We start from the raw sequence: 17,384 nt of genomic DNA, 5'->3' as shown, positions 1-17,384 counted from the left end.
GGCTGTGACGTTTACGGTTTACCGCTGTGTGTCAGTAGTTGGTTGATGGCCACGATGTCGGCGTCAGTCAAAATGCCGCTCGCCGCTTTCAGACGCAGGCTGTCCATGAGCGTGTTGTAGCGGGCCAGCGCAAGGTTACGCTGGGTTTCATACAGTTGCTGCTGGGCATTGAGCACGTCTATGTTTACCCGCACACCCAATTCGTATCCGGTCTGATTGGCCTGTAACGCGGCCAGGCTGGATTTTTCTGCTGCCTGCAAGGCCTCCACCCGGGCCAGCCCTGACGTAACACCCGAAAAATACCGCTGTGTCGAAGCAACTGCCACACGGCGTGCATCTTCGAGCTCGTAACGCGCCTGTTGCAGGCGTGAGGTTTGCTCTCGTACCGTGGAAGAGATTTCTCCACCAGCGTAAATCGGGATGGATAACTGCAGCCCTATCGAACTGTTGAGTGATCGGGGGCCGCTGCGATCTGCATTAATGCCCTGGTCTGAAGCGCTGCCTGTTTGGGCCTGCAAAGACAGGCGGGGGTAATGATTGCTTTTGGCTATGTCGATTTGCTTTTCAACAATGCGCGTGGCGAGCTCGGCGCGGGCGACTGCAAGGTTGGCCTGTGCCGATTGCGTTGTCCAGTTTTCGAGACGATTGGGCTCTGGGGCGGGCAGTTGGGTACTGGCCGCTAGTTCGGCCAGCTGTTGTGGCCTTTCGGCAATAATGCGCGCCAGCTGATCTTGGGTGACTTGCAGTATATTGCGCGCCAGAATTTCTTGAGCGTTAATAAGATCGAGTCGCGCCTGAGCCTCTTGCGCGTCAGTAATGGTGACGCCGCCGAGCTCAAAGCCGAGCTGGGCCGCCTGCAATTGTGTTTTTATGGCTGACTTTTCAGCCATAAGCGCACGCAGGGTGTCTTGCGCCGCCAGGATATCAAAATACGCTTGCGTGACGCGCAGGATTAAATCCTGGTAAGCCCCCGCCTGGGCCACGTCAGCGGAGCTGGCGATGTACTCAGATTGTTTCAGAGAATTCCACGCACCCACGTCAATAATGGGTTGGGTGAGTGTCAGTGCCCACAGGGCGCGGCGATCGGTACGATGCCTGTGCAGGCCTCGTGTGCGCCGGGCTTCATCCGCTTCAGCTGCCGCGCCGGCGGTAATGTACGGAAGCAGGCGTGCACGGGCCTGGGGTACAACTTCCTGGTCTGCCAGGCGGCCAGCGCCTGCAGCGGCATAGATGGGGTCGCGCGCTTTGGCCATTTGCCAGACCTCGAGAAGGTCTTGGCCATGACAGAGGGGCAATGTGCCTGCTGACAGCAGCAGGGCCAGCCCGGTGCGTGCAGCCCAGGGGTTCATTTAAAACTTGAAGTGTGACACCGCCACGCCACGAAGCGGTTTGATGACCGTATCGAACAGCTTTTCGGTTTCGAAACTGGCTGCGCTGGTGCGCGTAATGCGACAGGCTGTCATGATGGGGTTTTGACCCACAATGACGACCAGGCGGCCGCCAATGCACAGTTGGTACTTGAACGCGTCGGGCAACACAGGCACAGAGCCGGTTACGAGAATGGCGTCGAACTCTGCGGTGCCCCAGCCTTCGTGTGCATCACCGAGCTCAACTTTGACATTGCCAACCTGGTTGCGTTGCAGGTTTTCTTGCGCAAAGGCTGCAAGGCGGCTGTCGACTTCGATACTGGTTACCTGTTGTGCAAGCTGCCCAAGCAGGGCAGCCTGATAGCCCGAGCCTGTGCCGATCTCAAGCACGCAATCAGTGGGTTTGAGCTGCAGCTCTTGCGTAAGACGGGCTTCGAGCTTGGGTGTGAGCATGGTTTCGCGCGTATCAACCGAGTTGATCACCAAGGGCAGCTCGACGTCAGAAAATGCCAGCCCTTGTAGCTGGGCCGGCACAAAACGCTCGCGCGGCACCTGGAAGAGCGCCTGAAGCACGTCTTCATCGAGCACATCCCACGGACGAATTTGTTGCTCGACCATGTTGAACCGGGCCTGTTCGATTTCTGAAAGGGCAGTGACGTTCATAGTGTCTTGAGAAAAACAGAAGAATAGAAATTTTAGTGCAAAGGCGTGTGGTGCCTGTTGCAGGCGCGGCTGCGCCCATCGAAAGCTACTATAGCTTATTTGACTATGGTGCGCGGCACGCCCCGTGTTTCAGGGGCATTGACGAATAAATATAGCCTGATTGCTTGTGAGCGTGTTTGGGATGGATCAAGTTTGGTCTGGTTGAGGCCACCAGGCGTGAAAATGTTGTACCGGGCCGTGACCGCTGCCTACCGATAGATCGCCTGAGCGTGCAATGGCTTTAACCAGATAATCTTTGGCTTGCGCTGCGGCCTCAGGCACACTGGCGCAGCGGGGCAGTAGCGCAGCAAGTGCTGCCGATAGCGTGCAGCCGGTGCCGTGTGTATTGCGGGTTTCAATGCGTCTGCCGGGCAGCTCAATAAGCTTGTCACCATTGTGCAGCACGTCAACCGTATCATTGCCTGGCAGGTGCCCGCCCTTCAAAAATACCCAACGATCGCCATCATCAGCGAGTAGCCGGCGCAGTTTTTCTGCTGCACGTCGCATGTCTTTCAAAGAGTCGACGGGGGAGGTGCCAAGCAGCACGCCCGCCTCAGGCAGGTTGGGTGTAATCATGGTTGCCTGGGGGATCAGGCTTTCACGCAGCTCATTGACCGCAGCCCGTTCGAGCAGATGGTCGCCGCTTTTGGCGACCATGACGGGGTCGAGCACCAGGTGGGCCGGCCGCCAACGCGCCATGGCGTCGGCAACAGCCCGAATGACAGCCTGCTGTCCCAACATGCCGATTTTGACGGCGTCTATGCGCACATCGTCAAACAGGGTGTTGATCTGTTGTGTGACAAATTCAGCGGGAACAGGCGAAATTTCGGTAACACCCAGCGTGTTCTGGGCGGTAAGGGCGGCAATAACGGCCGTGCCATATGCGCCCAGGGCACTCATGGCTTTGATGTCGGCCAGTACACCGGCCCCGCCTGAAGGGTCTACACCGGCGATCGTAAGCGTGTTGGGAATCATGGCTCTCAGCAATATGCAGTGTGATCAAACATGGAAGAATAATCCATTTCCTCGTCCAGACGCAGGCTTGCCCCTGGATGACGAGCCATGAGATGACCCGTCATGTACCCGTACAGACGTTCGGTACGCGCTGCAAGACACGAAAGCTTAGCGCGCCGCGTCGAGCAACGTGCACAATCTTTGTGTCGCGTCGATCAGGCGCGGCCCCGGCCGAAAAAGCTGGTCGGCATTGATGGCATAGACCTTGCCATCGCGTGCAGCGCCCAGGCCCAGGCCTGCCCAACGGGTGCGCAATGCCTGGAGGCGTTGTGTGTCAGTTTGGGGCGTAATAACGACATCGGGTTGTTTCAGCAGCACACTTTCGCGGCTGACTTGTGCGGCTTCGGTCGCGAGGCCTGCGAAGATATTGTTGCCCCCGCAAGCCTTTAATGCGTCATTCAACACAGGGTCACTACCAATGGTGAATAACGGCGGGTCGCCGATCTGGATGAAAACGCTCAGAGGCCTGCGCTGGCCATACTGGCTACGCAAACTGTCGATGTGCTGCTGCAGCGCCTGCGCCCGGGCGTTGGCGTGGTGCTCCGTGCCAAACAGACGGCCCAGACGCTCGACCTGTTTTGGGATGTCATCCAGGCTGCGTGGCGCGACATAGACGATAGGAATATCCAGACGATCTGCCAGAGGCTTGAGCGTGCTGGAGGCGCCCGAAGGCCGCCAATCGAGAATAATGTCAGGGCGCGCAGAGAACGAGGCTTCCGCGCTGACGCTGATGCCATCGCCAACCCGGGGTATAGCCAGAGCCTGGCTGGGGAAGTCGCTGCGGTCTATGGTGGCCACAATATACTGGCCTGCGCCGGCGGCGTACATGAGTTCGGCAATATGCGGTGCCAGCACGAGAGCGCGTCGGGGCGTCGTGCTGGTGGCGTCGCTGGTCGCTGCATGGCTAGTCTGCCCTCTGGGCGCAGTGGCCTCTTGAGGCAAACGGGTGCTCTCAGCGCGGGCTGTTCCCGAGGCGACGGCCATCAAGACACAGGCAAGCAGCATGGCTGTCGACCTGCCTGCGAACAGGATGGCGTTCATGGCATTACATCTTTAATGCGAAGTTTACGAAGACGCTGGAACCTGGCATGTTGTATCCGTAGGCATTTTGGTAATACTTGTCGAAGACGTTGTTCCAGCGAACCTGCACAGCGACGTTTTTACTTACCTCGTAGGCACCCGTCAGGTTAAACAGCCCATACCCGCCAAGGCTGACGGTGTTGTCAACGTCTTCATAACGTTTGCCGATAAACTGATACTCAGCCCCCACGTTAAAGGCACCAATGCGGTGATCGGCGCTCAGGTTGTACACCTGTTTGGCGCGTCGGATCAGCTGTTTGCCCGTACCGTTGTTACGTGGCCGCATGAAGTCGGCACTTGCGTGCAAGGTGGTGTTGCCAAACTGCTGCGAAGCGGTAAGCGTTAAACCCCGTATGGTGGCATCGTCAACGTTTTTGGCCGTGCAGTCCCAGGTGACGGGGTCACAGACATAGCCCTCAATAAGGTTGCGGATCTTGTTCTGGTACGCGACCAGCCCGATGCGGGTGGTGTCGGTTGCGTACTGAATGTGGGCCTCGATATTGCGCGACTTTTCGGGTTTCAGATCAGGGTTGCCCTGAAAGCCCCAGTTAAGTGGCGAGTACATGTCGGCAAACGTAGGTGCCCGGAAGCCGGTATTGCCGGCCAGGCCGATGGTCCAGTGGGGGTCAAGGTCAAAGTCATAGCCAAGCCCGCCCGTGGTTTCGTCACCGTAGCCGGTAATGTCGTCATTGCGCACGCTGGCCTGCAGATGGTGGGGGCCGAAATCACCGCGATAAGTAAGGCCGACCGAGTTGGTGTTGCGTCGATTGGTCGTATACGAAGAGGTTGCGCGGGGGCGTTCTTCAAGGCGCTCGAGTATCACGCCAAGTTTCTGGTTCTGACCCAGCGCGAAATTGTTCTGCCACGCGTAGTTGCGCTGCAGCGTGCCATAAGCGGCGCTATCAGTGCCGTAGCGGCTTTCGCCATAGTCTTTCGAAAACCCATAGCGCAGCACGCTTTCCCACCATGAGGTAATTTCATTGGTGCTGGTTAGTGTATAAGCCTGCTGGCGCGTCAGTGAGTATGCCGGGTGTGAGAACTCGCCGGCGTCGTAGTCGCCATTTATGTAGCCGTTGTAGGCGGTCAGGCCAATATGCTGGCCGGGTGCCCATCGGTAACCCAGAGAGCCAGAAAGTGCATGCTGGTCGTAGCCGTCTTTGTCAGCGTTGTAGCCAAAGGCATTGTGCCGGTTGGTGGCATTAAACCCCTCACTTTGTGCCTTGCTGGCGGCCAGTGCGTAATCCCAGCCCTGAGCGGCACCCGAAATACCCGCGCTGGTTTTGAATGTGTCGTAGGTGCCCATGCCTACGTTGGCCCAGGCTGACAGCGGGCGATCACCGTCTTTCTTGGTGATAATGTTAATAACCCCGCCCAAGGCATTGGAACCATATAGGCTGCTGGCCGCACCACGCACAATCTCGATACGCTCGACCATGGCCGGATCAATGGCGTTCCAGGCAATACTGCCGGTGGCATTGCCATTAATACGCATGCCGTCAAGCAATACCAGAGTTTGCTGGGGCGCTGTGCCGCGCAGAAAAACGCTGGTAACGGTTTGAGGGCCACCCTGCGAAGAAAACTGCACACCAGGCTGGCGGCCCAGTATGTCGGCCACACTGTCGCTGCCCGCTTTTTGCAATGTTTCGTGATCGATTACGGTGATGTCGCCAATAACATCTTGTTCTGACTGGATCATGCGGCCAGGTGTAACCACGATGTTGTCAAGACTGGGGATGGTGTTGGTCTGCGCAAAGACGCTTGCGGTGGCAAAACAGGACAGTACGGCAAGTGTGTGCCGTTTAATGATGAAAGGCATGATGAACCTGGTAAGACGTGCGTCCCCGCACGTCGAAAGCGTAAAAATCGTGACGCGCCAGCGGCGGTGGCAGTGACCGCTACAAGAAGGAAATGGCGTGAAACGAACCCAAGGGGTGATCGAGGCCGGTGTCGGGCTGGCATGCAAGCATGCTTACCGTTGCGGGGGCAGCACAGTTTGGCGTTATAAATTAAGCGTCGCTGTTTCCCGTTTACCTTGCGAAGAGCGTTCCAGGCCAACTGTGTGGCGTGGGAGCGGCTGCGACAAGCACCTCTTTCGTGACGAAATATTAACACGGGGCCTTGCGTGGCAAAGAGCTTTCCCCGCTTGGCCGGGGCGGTGTCGCGGCATGCCGTCACGGGGTTTGAATGCCGACAGACATGCGCTTTCTGGCTCTCTGGGTTAGCCATGTGCACCCGGCCAGCATATTGGTCTGGCCGCCTGCAACGGCCACATAGAATAGATTCAGATCGGCCCGCTGGCCGGATCAGCAGGCAGTCCAGACTCTTGAACACTAAAGAATTGAGCGGGCGGCGATACAATAGAAGGCTTCACCCCAAAGCCTAGTCCATTCAGCAGGTATCCCGTGTCCTATCCTTCTTTGCCATATCCCCTCTCCGCCTACACCCACGGTCGCGACTTTGCACGCCTTTTGGGCGAGCGAATTCTGATTCTGGACGGCGCCATGGGCACCATGATTCAGCAGTGCAAACTGAGCGAGGCCGAATTTCGTGGTAGCCGTTTTGCAGAGCACAGCAAAGACGTCAAAGGTAACAACGAACTGCTGTCGCTGGTGCGGCCAGATATCATCAGTGACATCCACCGCCAGTATCTCGAGGCCGGCGCAGACGCCATCACCACAAATACCTTTGGCGCCACCGCCATTGCCCAGGGTGATTATGGCCTGCCAGAACTGGCGTACGAGCTCAATATACAGTCGGCGCGGCTGGCACGCGAAGCCTGTGATAGTTTCAGCACTCCTGAACGCCCGCGTTTCGTGGTCGGCGCCTTGGGCCCTCAGCCCAAGACGGCCTCTATTTCACCTGACGTCAATGACCCGGGCGCACGCAATGTCACCTTTGAACAACTGCGCGATGCCTATACCGATCAATTAAATGGTCTGCTCGATGGGGGTATTGATGTCGTACTGATCGAAACCATTTTCGATACGCTTAATGCCAAGGCGGCCATTTTTGCGGTTGAAACGGTGTTCGAAACGCGCGGTGTGCGTTTGCCCGTCATGATTTCAGGCACGGTTACCGACGCGTCAGGCCGTATTCTTTCGGGGCAGACCGTGGAGGCCTTCTGGAACTCCATGCGCCATGCTCGCCCCATTACTATAGGCCTGAACTGCGCACTGGGTGCTGCACTGATGCGGCCTTATGTGGCTGAGCTTTCCAAAATCTGCGACACCTACATTTGTGTCTACCCCAACGCCGGCTTGCCCAACCCCATGGCAGAAACCGGTTTTGACGAAACCCCTGAAGATACCTCGTCATTGCTTGAAGAATTTGCGCATTCGGGCTTGGTCAATATGGCGGGCGGGTGCTGTGGCACAACGCCCGAGCACATTAAAGCCATCTTCGACAAGGTGGCATCGCTTCCGGTGCGGGTTGTGCCTGAAGTGCCCATCAAAACCAGGCTGTCCGGGCTGGAGCCGCTGAACATTGACGCAGACAGTCTGTTCATCAACGTGGGCGAGCGTACCAATGTGACCGGCAGCAAGAAATTTTTGCGCCTGATCCGTGAAGATCTCTATGAAGAAGCGCTGTCTGTGGCGCGTGAGCAAGTAGAAAACGGGGCTCAGATTATTGACGTGAACATGGACGAGGGCATGCTCGACTCGGCCAAGTGCATGCGCCGTTTTCTGAACATGATCGCTTCCGAGCCTGACATCTCTCGTGTGCCCATCATGATCGACAGCTCCAAATGGGAGGTGATCGAGCAGGGCTTGCGCACGGTTCAGGGCAAGGCGGTGGTCAACTCAATCTCAATGAAGGAGGGCGAAGCGCTGTTTCTTGAGCATGCCCGTCTTTGCCGCAAGTATGGCGCAGCCGTCGTAGTGATGGCCTTTGACGAACAAGGTCAGGCCGACAATCTTGAAAAGCGCAAACTTATTTGCGAGCGGGCTTACCGCCTGCTGGTGGATGAGGTTAACTTTCCGCCTGAAGACATTATTTTTGATCCTAACGTTTTCGCCATCGCGACAGGTATCGACGAGCACAACCACTATGCCGTCGACTTTATCGAGGCCACGGGCTGGATCACCGAAAACCTTCCGCATGCGCGTGTATCGGGTGGTATTTCCAACGTCAGCTTCTCATTTCGCGGCAACGAGGCCATGCGCGAAGCCATCCATACCGTTTTTCTGTATTACGCCATCCAGAAAGGCCTGACCATGGGCATTGTTAATGCCGGTCAGCTGGGGGTGTATCAGGATATCGATAAAAAACTGCTCGACATGGTTGAAGACGTTGTGCTCGACCGCCCTGAGCCGTTGGGTAAAACCGACCCGTCCGATGAACTTACCTCCACCGAGCGCCTGGTCGAGCTTGCAGAAAGCGTCAAGGGGTCTGGTGCCAAAAAAGAAGAAGACCTGACCTGGCGCGAGCAATCGGTTGAAAAGCGGCTCTCGCATGCGCTGGTGCTAGGCATTACCAATTTTATTGTCGAAGACACTGAAGAGGTGCGTCAGAAGATCGCCGATGCCGGCGGTCGACCCATACAGGTGATTGAAGGCCCGTTGATGGACGGCATGAATATTGTGGGTGACCTGTTTGGCGCCGGCAAAATGTTCTTGCCGCAAGTGGTTAAGTCAGCCCGGGTTATGAAGCTTGCCGTGGCGCACCTGATTCCCTTTATCGAAGAAGAAAAAAGACAGATTGAAGCCGCGGGGGGCGATGTGCGCTCCAAAGGCAAAATCGTTATAGCCACGGTCAAGGGTGACGTTCACGATATTGGCAAAAATATTGTGTCCGTGGTGCTCGAGTGCAACAACTATGAAGTCGTCAACATGGGCGTCATGGTGCCTTGCGCCGAAATTTTGGCCAAGGCCAAGGAAGAAAACTGCAATATGGTGGGGTTGTCTGGCCTGATTACCCCCAGCCTCGAAGAAATGGCGTATGTGGCGTCAGAGATGCAGCGCGATCCTTATTTTAAGGAGCGCAACATACCGTTGCTGGTAGGAGGGGCCACGACCAGTCGGGTTCATACCGCCGTCAAAATTGCGCCCAACTATGATGGCCCGGTTATCTACGTACCCGATGCCAGCCGTTCGGTGGGTGTGGCCACCAACCTGATGTCGGATCAGGTCGACGAATATGTAGCCAGCGTGGCGCAAGAATATGAGCTGGTGCGCAAGCGCCATGCCAATCGCAAGTCAACGCCTATACTTCCGCTGGCCGAGGCTCGGGCGGCGCGTCCGGTCATTGACTGGTCGTCTTATACGCCTCCGCGCCCCAAGTTTCTGGGCCGACGTACATTTCAAAACTACGACCTGCGCGAAATCGAGCATTTCCTGGACTGGACACCGTTTTTCCAGACCTGGAGCCTGTTCGGGCAGTATCCGGCCATTCTGGACGACAAAGTGGTGGGCGAAGAGGCTCGCAAGCTGTTTGCCGAAGGCAAGGCCATGCTCAAGAAGGTTATTGAAGGGCGCTGGCTCACCGCCAGTGGTGTCGTGGCCTTTTACCCGGCCAACACCGTCAATGACGAAGACATCGAGGTTTACAGTGACGAGTCTCGTAGTGACGTGCTGTTTACATGGCGCAACGTACGCCAGCAAACGGGTAAACGCGAAGGCGTTGACAACAAGTGTCTGGCTGACTTTATTGCACCCAAGGACAGCGGCGTGGCCGATTACATTGGCATGTTTGCAGTGACCGGAGGCATAGGCATCGAGAAGTACGACAAGGCTTTTCTTGATGATATGGATGATTACTCCAGCATTATGCTCAAGTCCATCGGCGACAGGCTGGCCGAAGGTTTTGCTGAAACCCTGCACGCGCGTGTGCGGCGCGATCTGTGGGGGTATGTGCCAGATGAGTCGTTAACCAACGAAGAGATTGTCGCCGAAAAGTACCAAGGCATACGGCCGGCGCCTGGTTACCCCGCATGCCCGGAACACGTGGTAAAAAAGGATATGTTCAGGGTGCTCGATGCCGAAGAAATCGGCATGCAACTGACCGATAGCTTTGCCATGTACCCGGCATCCAGTGTCAGCGGGTTTTACCTCAGCCACCCTGACTCCAAGTACTTTAATGTGGGGCAGATCGGGGCAGACCAGCTGGCTGACTACGTACAGCGTAGCGGCCGCGACGAAGAAGACGTGCGCCGCACACTGGCCAGCGTGCTCGGGTAGGCCTGTGAGAACCCAGGGTCAATCATGCAGAAACCCCCATCCGTTTTGTCAGATTCTGCCGAGCACACCGGGTCACTGAGGCGCAAGGCGCTGGGCGACTTCCTGCGGCGGGTGCGGGGGCGAGTTCAGCCTGAAGAGGTCGGCCTGCCGCCTGGCGCAAGACGACGTACGCCTGGCCTGCGGCGCGAAGAAGTGGCGCAGTTGTGCGATATAAGTGTTACCTGGCTTACCTGGATTGAGCAGGGCAGAGACGTCTCTGTGTCTGCAGGTGTCTGGGCGCGACTGGCTTCAACGCTGCGTCTGTCGCGGGCGGAACGCCACTATCTTTTTGAACTGGCAGAGTGTGCCGACCCTGATCATGGAGGCAACCTTGTCACGCCATTGCCGCCTCGCCTGGCAGACTGCGTGCATGCCATTACGGCCCCGGCCTATATTCTGGATCGCTGTTGGAATGTGCTGGCCCAAAACAAGCCGTTGCTGCATCTTTTTGACGGGTGGCCAGCGCGCGATGAAACGCCTAACCTGTTGCGTTATGTGTTTCTGGACCCAGCCGCCCGCAAGCTGGTCATAAATTGGGAAGAGCGGGCCAGTCGTATCGTGGCAGAGTTTCGGGCTGATTCAGGCGCCTATGCCGAAGAGCGCGATGTGCAGGGTATTCGCGATGAGCTAAGGCAGGCAAGCAGTGTGTTTGCCCACTGGTGGACGCGTCATACGGTGGTTGACCGTGCCGGCGGTTTGCGTGAGTTCAGCCACCCCACCGATGGCACGCTGCGTTATCAGCAGATTACGTTTCGCCTGGCGACGCGGCCAGACTGCAAGCTGGTTATGTTGCTGGATGCTGACGCCGGTATAACGTAAGCCTGTGCCGGCGCCTGCCTGAGTGCGCACAGCCATCTGTACACAGTAAAATACCGGTAATCACGGTTTTTGGCTGCCAGGTTGCGGCCGTTCGGTGCGGGAGCGTTGGGTGAAGTACACTCAACCTTATTGGCTCAATCGCGTTTACAAGTAAACATTATGGCAAAAAATTACGAATCCGAGATTACCCAGTTTCTCAAAAAGTACAAAACCGACCATTCCGATACTGAAATGCGTCAACGCGAAGGTCGTGGTCGCCTCTGGGACAAACACGTAGACGCCGAGCAACAAGAAGGCTACAAGGCCGGCAAGGTGCCACAGCCCCCCTATGTGTACTACCCGATCGATTGATCATTACGCATGTCTTTGCCCAAGGACGCGGCCGCTGAGTTGAACGCATTGGTCGAGCCCAAGTTTGACAGTACGCCTGACGTCCTCGACAGCGTGGCGCTTGCACGTCTGTATGGCGAGCCTTTGTTCGCCTTGCCGCAAGACCTGTATATTCCGCCTGATGCGCTCGAAGTGTTTCTTGAAACCTTCGAAGGCCCGCTGGATCTGCTGCTGTACCTGATACGCAAGCAAAATTTCAATGTGCTTGACATACCCATGGCCGAGGTCACAAAACAGTACCTCTCGTATGTTCAGCAAATACGTAAGCACAATCTGGAATTGGCAGGCGAATATCTATTGATGGCTGCCATGCTTATCGAGATTAAGTCGCGCATGTTGCTGCCGGTCAAAAAATCAGATACTGACGAAGAAGTAGATGATCCGCGCGCCGAGCTGGTAAGGCGCTTGCTTGAATACGAACAAATGAAGCTTGCCGCCCAAAAACTTGACGCGTTACCGCAATTGGGCCGTGACTTTCACCGCACCCATGCATTGGCCAATGTAACGTTTGAGCAAACACTGCCAGAGGTTAATGCTGACGATTTGCGTGCGGCCTGGCAAGATATTATGCGTCGTGCACGTCTAAACGCCAATCATCGCATCACTCGTGAGCAGTTGTCGGTACGCGATCACATGAGCCAGATATTGCGCCAGCTTAATGATGTGCGGTTCATGGAATTTACCGATCTCTTTCTCGATCGTATACACGAGGGTGATGGGCCGGCTATTGTCGTCGTGCATTTTCTGGCCATGCTTGAGCTGGCACGTGAATCATTGCTCGAAATTACGCAGGCCGAGCCCTACGCCCCCATTTATGTGCGCCTTTCTTATTTGCGCGCCGCCGCCTGAGCGGTACCACCCTATCTATCCTGAACGGAGAGCTTCTTGAAAGTCGTTCACACCATCGAAGAGTTGCGTGCCCAGCTAAGCGGGCAATTACGCGTGGCGTTTGTTCCTACCATGGGCAATTTGCATGAGGCGCACCTATCGCTGATGAAGCTGGCACGAAAACACGGTGACCCCGTCGTGGCAAGTATTTTTGTGAATCGCCTGCAGTTTGGCCCCAGCGAAGACTTTGATCAGTATCCACGTACGCTCGCGCTAGACATAGAAAAGCTGGAGCGTGAACGCGATGTATACGTGCTCTTCGCACCCAATGAGCGCGAAATGTACCCGGAGCCGCAAAGCTACAAAATACTTCCTCCTTCAGATCTGGGCAGCATTCTGGAAGGCGAGTTCAGGCCTGATTTTTTTGTGGGCGTTACGACGGTTGTCATGAAACTGTTTGCGTGTGTGCAGCCTAGCGTGGCGGTATTCGGCAAGAAAGATTATCAGCAGCTCATGATTGTGCGCAATATGTGCAGGCAGTTTCAGTTGCCGGTTACCATTTATGCCCATGAGACCGTGCGCGATGCCGACGGTCTGGCGCTCTCATCGCGCAATCGGTTTCTTGCACCGGCCGAAAGAGCTGAGGCACCGCAGCTTTATGCAGCGCTGCAAAAAGTGCAGCAGCGCGTCAATTCAGGCGTTACTGATTTTGCCGATATAGAAGGTGAGGCAGTACAGCATCTTGCGACCAGAGGCTGGAAGGTCGATTACATTTCGCTGCGTCGCCAGAGTGATCTGGGTATTCCTGATCCAGCCCAGATTCGCGACGGCGAGCCCCTGGTTGTGCTGGCGGCAGCCAAACTGGGCAATACGCGGCTCATTGATAATCTGGAGATAACTGTCACTCCTGACACAAGACAGATGTAATAAGCTGTGACAATATGACGTCTCCTTTAACGTCTGTGAACAGGAGGCGTCATGAAGCAGTCAAGAAATCAGGACCATTCACCTTTTTCCGTGCTGACGGCGCGCGAGCGCGATGTTATGGCTTATGTTGCCAATGGCAAGGCCAACAAAGTGATCGCGGCAGAACTGGGCGTGTCTAGACGTACCGTTGAAGCGCACAGGGCCCGTATTTTCCATAAACTTCACGTGCGCAACGCCGTAGAACTGTCGCAGTGCGTTATGAGGTACGGCCAGCCGTCTGAGGCTGATTCCGGCGACAGTACTGTGCCGGGTTAAAGTAACGTGGTTAACCGGCCCGGGCGCATACGCTGCCTGGGCAGCGTATGCGCCCATCAGGGCGTTTTTTTATGCCGCCGGTGTCAGTTTATTTGACCGCAAGAAAGCGCAGGGCGGTCGGCCAGCTCTTTGATGGGGTCAACATCGGCCTGGCGGGTAAGGTGGTAATCAAGCGTTGGTTGGGCGCCATCAAGGCTGTTTATGCGCAAGACGTTGTCATTGACAAAGCTTAGGTCGGCCTTACTACCCTCTTTGTTGATGCGCAGCATGATGCGCAGTGGACGCGACCCGATCACTTCCCAGCACCCCTGTTCCAAACGCGTACCCCCAGCCGACGCATCGGTGACCGAAATGCTGCGAGCGCGCCATTCGCCCGTCGGAGCAAGCGTGAGGGTAATGCGCGAAGCCGGGCAGGCCATGTTTTTTTCGTTTAGGCAGGGCACCGTGCCCAGATAGGTTTTTGCTTCGGCAAGAGGGCGGGCCGGAACCCGAGCCGATGCGATCTGGGCTTCGCGTTGCATTTGTGCTGCCTCGTCGGGTGACTTGGCATCTGCTCCAAAACCAAATCGCAACTGTGAGGGCGGCTCACCCTTACTGCGGCCTTGTGCCTGAATGCGTGCGTCTGATTGGGTGCTGTCCCGAGGCGTGTCGTAATAGCCAGGGGCGCTAAGTTGCGCGCAGCCGGCCAATGCCATGGCCATCAGCGGCAGAACCAGGACTTTGCGGCTGAGAAGAGATCGAAGCGAAAACGTGCTGGACATGGTTAATTCCGGTAGCAGTAATGGACAATACAGGCATTCTACAGCCAGCCAGCGTAGGTCGGGCTACGCCGCCTGCTCGCTGGCAAGCGATGGCCAGTGTCACAGGACCGTGGTCTGAGTTACATTCAGTGTTTTGGGCACACGGGTAACCTTGCATGTACAAAATTGGATTGACCGGTGGAATAGGGTCTGGCAAAAGCCGGGTGGCTGACTTGTTGGCCGAATGGGGGGCTGCCATCATCGACACTGATGTCATTGCCCACGACCTCACGGCGCCTGGTGGCGCTGCCATTGAACCCATAAGCCAGCTATTTGGGCCTGACGTCATTGCGGCTACCGGCGCGCTCGATCGGCAGGCCATGCGCGATCTGGTGTTTGAAAGCCCCGAGGCACGACAGCAACTCGAAGCACTTTTACATCCAATGATAGGTGCCGTTACCAAACAGCGGGCCAGTTTGGCGCGGGGGTGTTATCTTGTTTATGTTGTGCCATTGCTGGTTGAGTCCGGTCACTGGCGCGATCGAGTCGACCGCATCTGTGTGGTTGACTGTGATATCGAAACGCAGTTCAAACGTGTACAGGCCCGCAGTGGGCTGACGCGCGAAGCTATTACGCGTATCATTAACGCGCAGGTCCCGCGGGAAACCCGCCTCGCGGCAGCCGACGATGTCATCATCAACGATGGCACTACGGGGGCTGACGAGCTGGTGCGTCGCACCCGGGTGTTGCATGATGGCTGGTGTGTGCAGGCGCGCCAAGGTTGCAGTCCTTCCTAGTCATTCAAAAAAGGTTTTTGGCCGCGTGATTCTTTATGAATATCCATGCAATGAGCGCGTAAGGTCCCTGTTGAGGGTAGAGCATCTTTTCGAGCGGCTTTTTTTCTTCGCCAAGGGATCAGACGTACATCATCATCAGGTGTCTATCGCCACGCTGTTTGATTTGCTCGATATCTGTGATCGTACCGATCTGCGAGGTGCAGTTCTGCAAGATCTCGAGCGTCAACGCACGACACTCAATGCCCTGCGTCAGCATCCGGGGGTTGATGCCCGTGCGCTGGATGCTATGCTGGCTGAAATACAGGGTGCGGCCGCTGAGCTGGGCGCACAGGGGCGCATAGGCCAAGAGCTGCGCGACAATGAATGGCTGGCCAGTCTGCGGGGCAGGCTTGCCGTGCCGGGTGGGTCATCGCAGATCGACATGCCCTCGTATCACTCCTGGCAAATCAATCCGCCCGAAGTAAGGGCGCGGTATCTCAAAAACTGGATCACGCCTTTTTTACCCCTGTACAAGGGTCTGGCGCTTATATTGCGTGTTTTGCGCGACTCGGGCGACGTCGTTGACGTCGTGGCCCGCAGCGGGGCCTACCAGGAGATGCTGGGCGGTAAACTGTTTCAGCTATTGCGGGTGTGGATAGACGGAACGCATCATATATTCCCTGAAATGAGCGCCAACAAGTACGTGATCTGGGTACGTTTTTCGGCACAAGATGCAGATCTAAAGCCCCAGTCGGTCACGAGCGATGTGTCGTTTAAACTGGCGCGTTGCAACGTATAACTTTCTGAAAAGGCAGCAAAATATCGAACATTAACCTCCGATTCTGCTGGTCGGGTGGTCTCGATAGTTGTTGCATTCCATTTCATTTTCAATTTTTGAATGCCCCGCACTCGCGCGATGGGCGAAAATAGCGCCTGTTTCGTTCGAATCCGGAGAACCCTGTATGTCTGCACCTAGTGCCGAGGCTCATCGTCCGCGCTGGCGTACCGCACTGTCACTGGTGCTTGCCCTGCTGCTGATCGGAGGCGGCTACTGGCTGGCCACACGGCAGCCGGATGCGCCCGTTAAGTCTGGTGGCCGGTTTGGCCGCGGGATGACGGCGGGCATGGCGGTGCCGGTCAAGGTAGCCACGGCTGAGTCGGGGCCACTGCATTACGTCATGAAGGCCATAGGCACGGTAACCGCCTTTAACACGGTGACCGTGCGTAGCCAGGTCGATGGCGAGCTAATCCACATCGCCTTTGAAGAGGGGGCAGCCGTCAAACAGGGCGACGTGCTGGCCGAGATTGATCCTCGTGACTATCAGGTGCAGCTTGATCAGGCCCTGGGCCAGCAGGCTCAGAATGCGGCGCTGTTTCGCAATGCGCAGCGTGATCTGCAGCGCTATCAGCAACTGTTTAAGCAAAACTCTATCGCCCGCCAGCAGGTTGATACCCAGCAGGCACAGGTTGGCCAGCTGCAGGGTGCCGTAAAAAGCGATCAGGCTGCTGTCGACAGCGCCAAGCTCCAGCTGAGCTATACCAAGATTATTGCGCCTATTTCGGGGCGTGCCGGCCTGCGTAATGTGGACGCGGGTAACATCATTAACGCCTCCAATACAGAAGGACTGGTGGTCATTACCCAGACCCAGCCCATTGCCGTGATGTTTTCGCTGCCGCAGGTGCAATTGCCAGACGTTATGCAGAAACTGCGAGCGGGGAAGACGCTGGTGGTCGATGCCTATGATCGCGATGATGTTAATCGTCTTGCCAGTGGAACACTCGTCGCGGTTGATAACCAGATTGACGTGACAACAGGCACAGTCAAGCTCAAGGCGCGGTTTGACAACGACGATGAGCAGCTTTTTCCCAATCAGTTTGTCAATGTGCGTTTGCGGGTCGACACCACCGAGTCGCTGCAGGTGCCGGTTATCGCCGTGCAGCAGGGCACCATCGGTGCGTTTGTGTATCGTGTTGACGACGAAGACAAGGTGCATGTGCAAACCGTCAAGACGGGGCGCGTCGATGATGGCCAGATAGGTATTGTGTCAGGGCTTACTCAAGGGCAGCGCGTCGTGGTAGAAGGGGTTGACCGCCTGCGCGAAGGCGCAAAGGTGGAGGTCGTTAAGCCAGGTACCAATGCGCCGGCCACCTCTCTGCCCGCTACAGGGCCTGACGGTGCAAAGAGTCAGCCTGGCACGACAAGCCAGGTGG

The 17,384-nt window shown here is 56.5% G+C and carries 14 protein-coding genes, 1 pseudogene and 1 riboswitch; of the genes and pseudogenes, 9 read left to right on the top strand and 6 right to left on the bottom strand.

What is annotated here, in order from left to right:
* Positions 1 to 11: 11 nt before the first annotated feature.
* The 5 genes from FQ179_RS13475 to FQ179_RS13455 all read right to left on the bottom strand — a co-directional run bounded on the left by FQ179_RS13475 (position 12) and on the right by FQ179_RS13455 (position 5,979).
* Positions 12 to 1,349, bottom strand: a complete 1,338-nt coding sequence (locus tag FQ179_RS13475) for a TolC family outer membrane protein (RefSeq protein ID WP_149397843.1) — start codon at positions 1,347 to 1,349, stop codon at positions 12 to 14.
* Entirely contained in the window at positions 1,350 to 2,030 is a 681-nt protein-coding gene (locus FQ179_RS13470; protein ID WP_149397842.1) for a protein-L-isoaspartate O-methyltransferase, read from the bottom strand.
* 186 nt (positions 2,031 to 2,216) lie between these two features.
* Entirely contained in the window at positions 2,217 to 3,044 is an 828-nt protein-coding gene (gene thiD, locus FQ179_RS13465; protein WP_149397841.1) for a bifunctional hydroxymethylpyrimidine kinase/phosphomethylpyrimidine kinase, read from the bottom strand.
* Positions 3,045 to 3,191: 147 nt separating this feature from the next.
* Positions 3,192 to 4,124, bottom strand: a complete 933-nt coding sequence (locus FQ179_RS13460; protein WP_149397840.1) for an ABC transporter substrate-binding protein — start codon at positions 4,122 to 4,124, stop codon at positions 3,192 to 3,194.
* Positions 4,125 to 4,128: 4 nt separating this feature from the next.
* Complete coding sequence (locus FQ179_RS13455; RefSeq protein ID WP_149397839.1) at positions 4,129 to 5,979, bottom strand: TonB-dependent receptor domain-containing protein; 1,851 nt, start codon at positions 5,977 to 5,979, stop codon at positions 4,129 to 4,131.
* Between the two features lie 105 nt (positions 5,980 to 6,084).
* Positions 6,085 to 6,234, bottom strand: a riboswitch (cobalamin riboswitch).
* 331 nt (positions 6,235 to 6,565) lie between these two features.
* Between FQ179_RS13455 and metH the strand changes: the two genes are divergently transcribed.
* The 6 genes from metH to FQ179_RS13425 all read left to right on the top strand — a co-directional run bounded on the left by metH (position 6,566) and on the right by FQ179_RS13425 (position 13,657).
* A complete protein-coding gene (metH, locus tag FQ179_RS13450) occupies positions 6,566 to 10,339 on the top strand; it encodes a methionine synthase (protein WP_149397838.1) in 3,774 nt (1,257 codons plus the stop codon).
* A 24-nt stretch (positions 10,340 to 10,363) separates the two neighbouring features.
* Positions 10,364 to 11,197: a helix-turn-helix transcriptional regulator gene (locus tag FQ179_RS13445; protein WP_149397837.1), complete on the top strand. Its 834-nt coding sequence runs from the start codon at positions 10,364 to 10,366 to the stop codon at positions 11,195 to 11,197.
* Positions 11,198 to 11,356: 159 nt separating this feature from the next.
* Positions 11,357 to 11,548, top strand: a complete 192-nt coding sequence (locus tag FQ179_RS13440) for a DUF3460 family protein (protein ID WP_149397836.1) — start codon at positions 11,357 to 11,359, stop codon at positions 11,546 to 11,548.
* A gap of 9 nt (positions 11,549 to 11,557) precedes the next feature.
* Positions 11,558 to 12,436: a ScpA family protein gene (locus tag FQ179_RS13435; protein ID WP_149397835.1), complete on the top strand. Its 879-nt coding sequence runs from the start codon at positions 11,558 to 11,560 to the stop codon at positions 12,434 to 12,436.
* 36 nt (positions 12,437 to 12,472) lie between these two features.
* Positions 12,473 to 13,342, top strand: a complete 870-nt coding sequence (panC, locus tag FQ179_RS13430; protein ID WP_149397834.1) for a pantoate--beta-alanine ligase — start codon at positions 12,473 to 12,475, stop codon at positions 13,340 to 13,342.
* 51 nt (positions 13,343 to 13,393) lie between these two features.
* The gene (locus FQ179_RS13425; RefSeq protein WP_149397833.1) at positions 13,394 to 13,657 is read left to right on the top strand and encodes a response regulator transcription factor; all 264 of its coding nucleotides are present in this window, start codon (positions 13,394 to 13,396) and stop codon (positions 13,655 to 13,657) included.
* A gap of 83 nt (positions 13,658 to 13,740) precedes the next feature.
* On the opposite strand, the gene FQ179_RS13420 is transcribed toward FQ179_RS13425, so the two are convergent.
* A complete protein-coding gene (locus FQ179_RS13420) occupies positions 13,741 to 14,418 on the bottom strand; it encodes a hypothetical protein (protein WP_149397832.1) in 678 nt (225 codons plus the stop codon).
* A gap of 155 nt (positions 14,419 to 14,573) precedes the next feature.
* Here FQ179_RS13420 and coaE point away from each other — a divergent pair, with 155 nt between their 5' ends.
* The 3 genes and pseudogenes from coaE to FQ179_RS13405 form a co-directional block, all read left to right on the top strand.
* A complete protein-coding gene (gene coaE / locus FQ179_RS13415) occupies positions 14,574 to 15,194 on the top strand; it encodes a dephospho-CoA kinase (protein ID WP_149397831.1) in 621 nt (206 codons plus the stop codon).
* 25 nt (positions 15,195 to 15,219) lie between these two features.
* Positions 15,220 to 15,972: a cell division protein ZapD gene (gene zapD, locus FQ179_RS13410; RefSeq protein ID WP_255474989.1), complete on the top strand. Its 753-nt coding sequence runs from the start codon at positions 15,220 to 15,222 to the stop codon at positions 15,970 to 15,972.
* 163 nt (positions 15,973 to 16,135) lie between these two features.
* Positions 16,136 to 17,341: pseudogene (locus tag FQ179_RS13405) on the top strand (MdtA/MuxA family multidrug efflux RND transporter periplasmic adaptor subunit); the annotation flags it as partial.
* Positions 17,342 to 17,384: the final 43 nt, after the last annotated feature.

The organism is Pusillimonas sp. ANT_WB101, from assembly GCF_008369125.1.
Lineage (GTDB): Bacteria > Pseudomonadota > Gammaproteobacteria > Burkholderiales > Burkholderiaceae_B > Allopusillimonas.
The sequence above is the reverse complement of the archived record's forward strand: the minus strand, read 5'-3'. Positions and strand labels throughout refer to the sequence as shown.

Bases quoted from the DNA above. Each gene is read 5' to 3' on its own strand.
- FQ179_RS13475 (WP_149397843.1), bottom strand. From the start codon at position 1,349: ATGAACCCCTGGGCTGCACGCACCGGGCTGGCCCTGCTGCTGTCAGCA.
- FQ179_RS13470 (WP_149397842.1), bottom strand. From the start codon at position 2,030: ATGAACGTCACTGCCCTTTCAGAAATCGAACAGGCCCGGTTCAACATG.
- thiD (WP_149397841.1), bottom strand. From the start codon at position 3,044: ATGATTCCCAACACGCTTACGATCGCCGGTGTAGACCCTTCAGGCGGG.
- FQ179_RS13460 (WP_149397840.1), bottom strand. From the start codon at position 4,124: ATGAACGCCATCCTGTTCGCAGGCAGGTCGACAGCCATGCTGCTTGCC.
- FQ179_RS13455 (WP_149397839.1), bottom strand. From the start codon at position 5,979: ATGCCTTTCATCATTAAACGGCACACACTTGCCGTACTGTCCTGTTTT.
- FQ179_RS13445 (WP_149397837.1), top strand. From the start codon at position 10,364: ATGCAGAAACCCCCATCCGTTTTGTCAGATTCTGCCGAGCACACCGGG.
- FQ179_RS13440 (WP_149397836.1), top strand. From the start codon at position 11,357: ATGGCAAAAAATTACGAATCCGAGATTACCCAGTTTCTCAAAAAGTAC.
- FQ179_RS13435 (WP_149397835.1), top strand. From the start codon at position 11,558: ATGTCTTTGCCCAAGGACGCGGCCGCTGAGTTGAACGCATTGGTCGAG.
- FQ179_RS13425 (WP_149397833.1), top strand. From the start codon at position 13,394: ATGAAGCAGTCAAGAAATCAGGACCATTCACCTTTTTCCGTGCTGACG.
- FQ179_RS13420 (WP_149397832.1), bottom strand. From the start codon at position 14,418: ATGTCCAGCACGTTTTCGCTTCGATCTCTTCTCAGCCGCAAAGTCCTG.
- coaE (WP_149397831.1), top strand. From the start codon at position 14,574: ATGTACAAAATTGGATTGACCGGTGGAATAGGGTCTGGCAAAAGCCGG.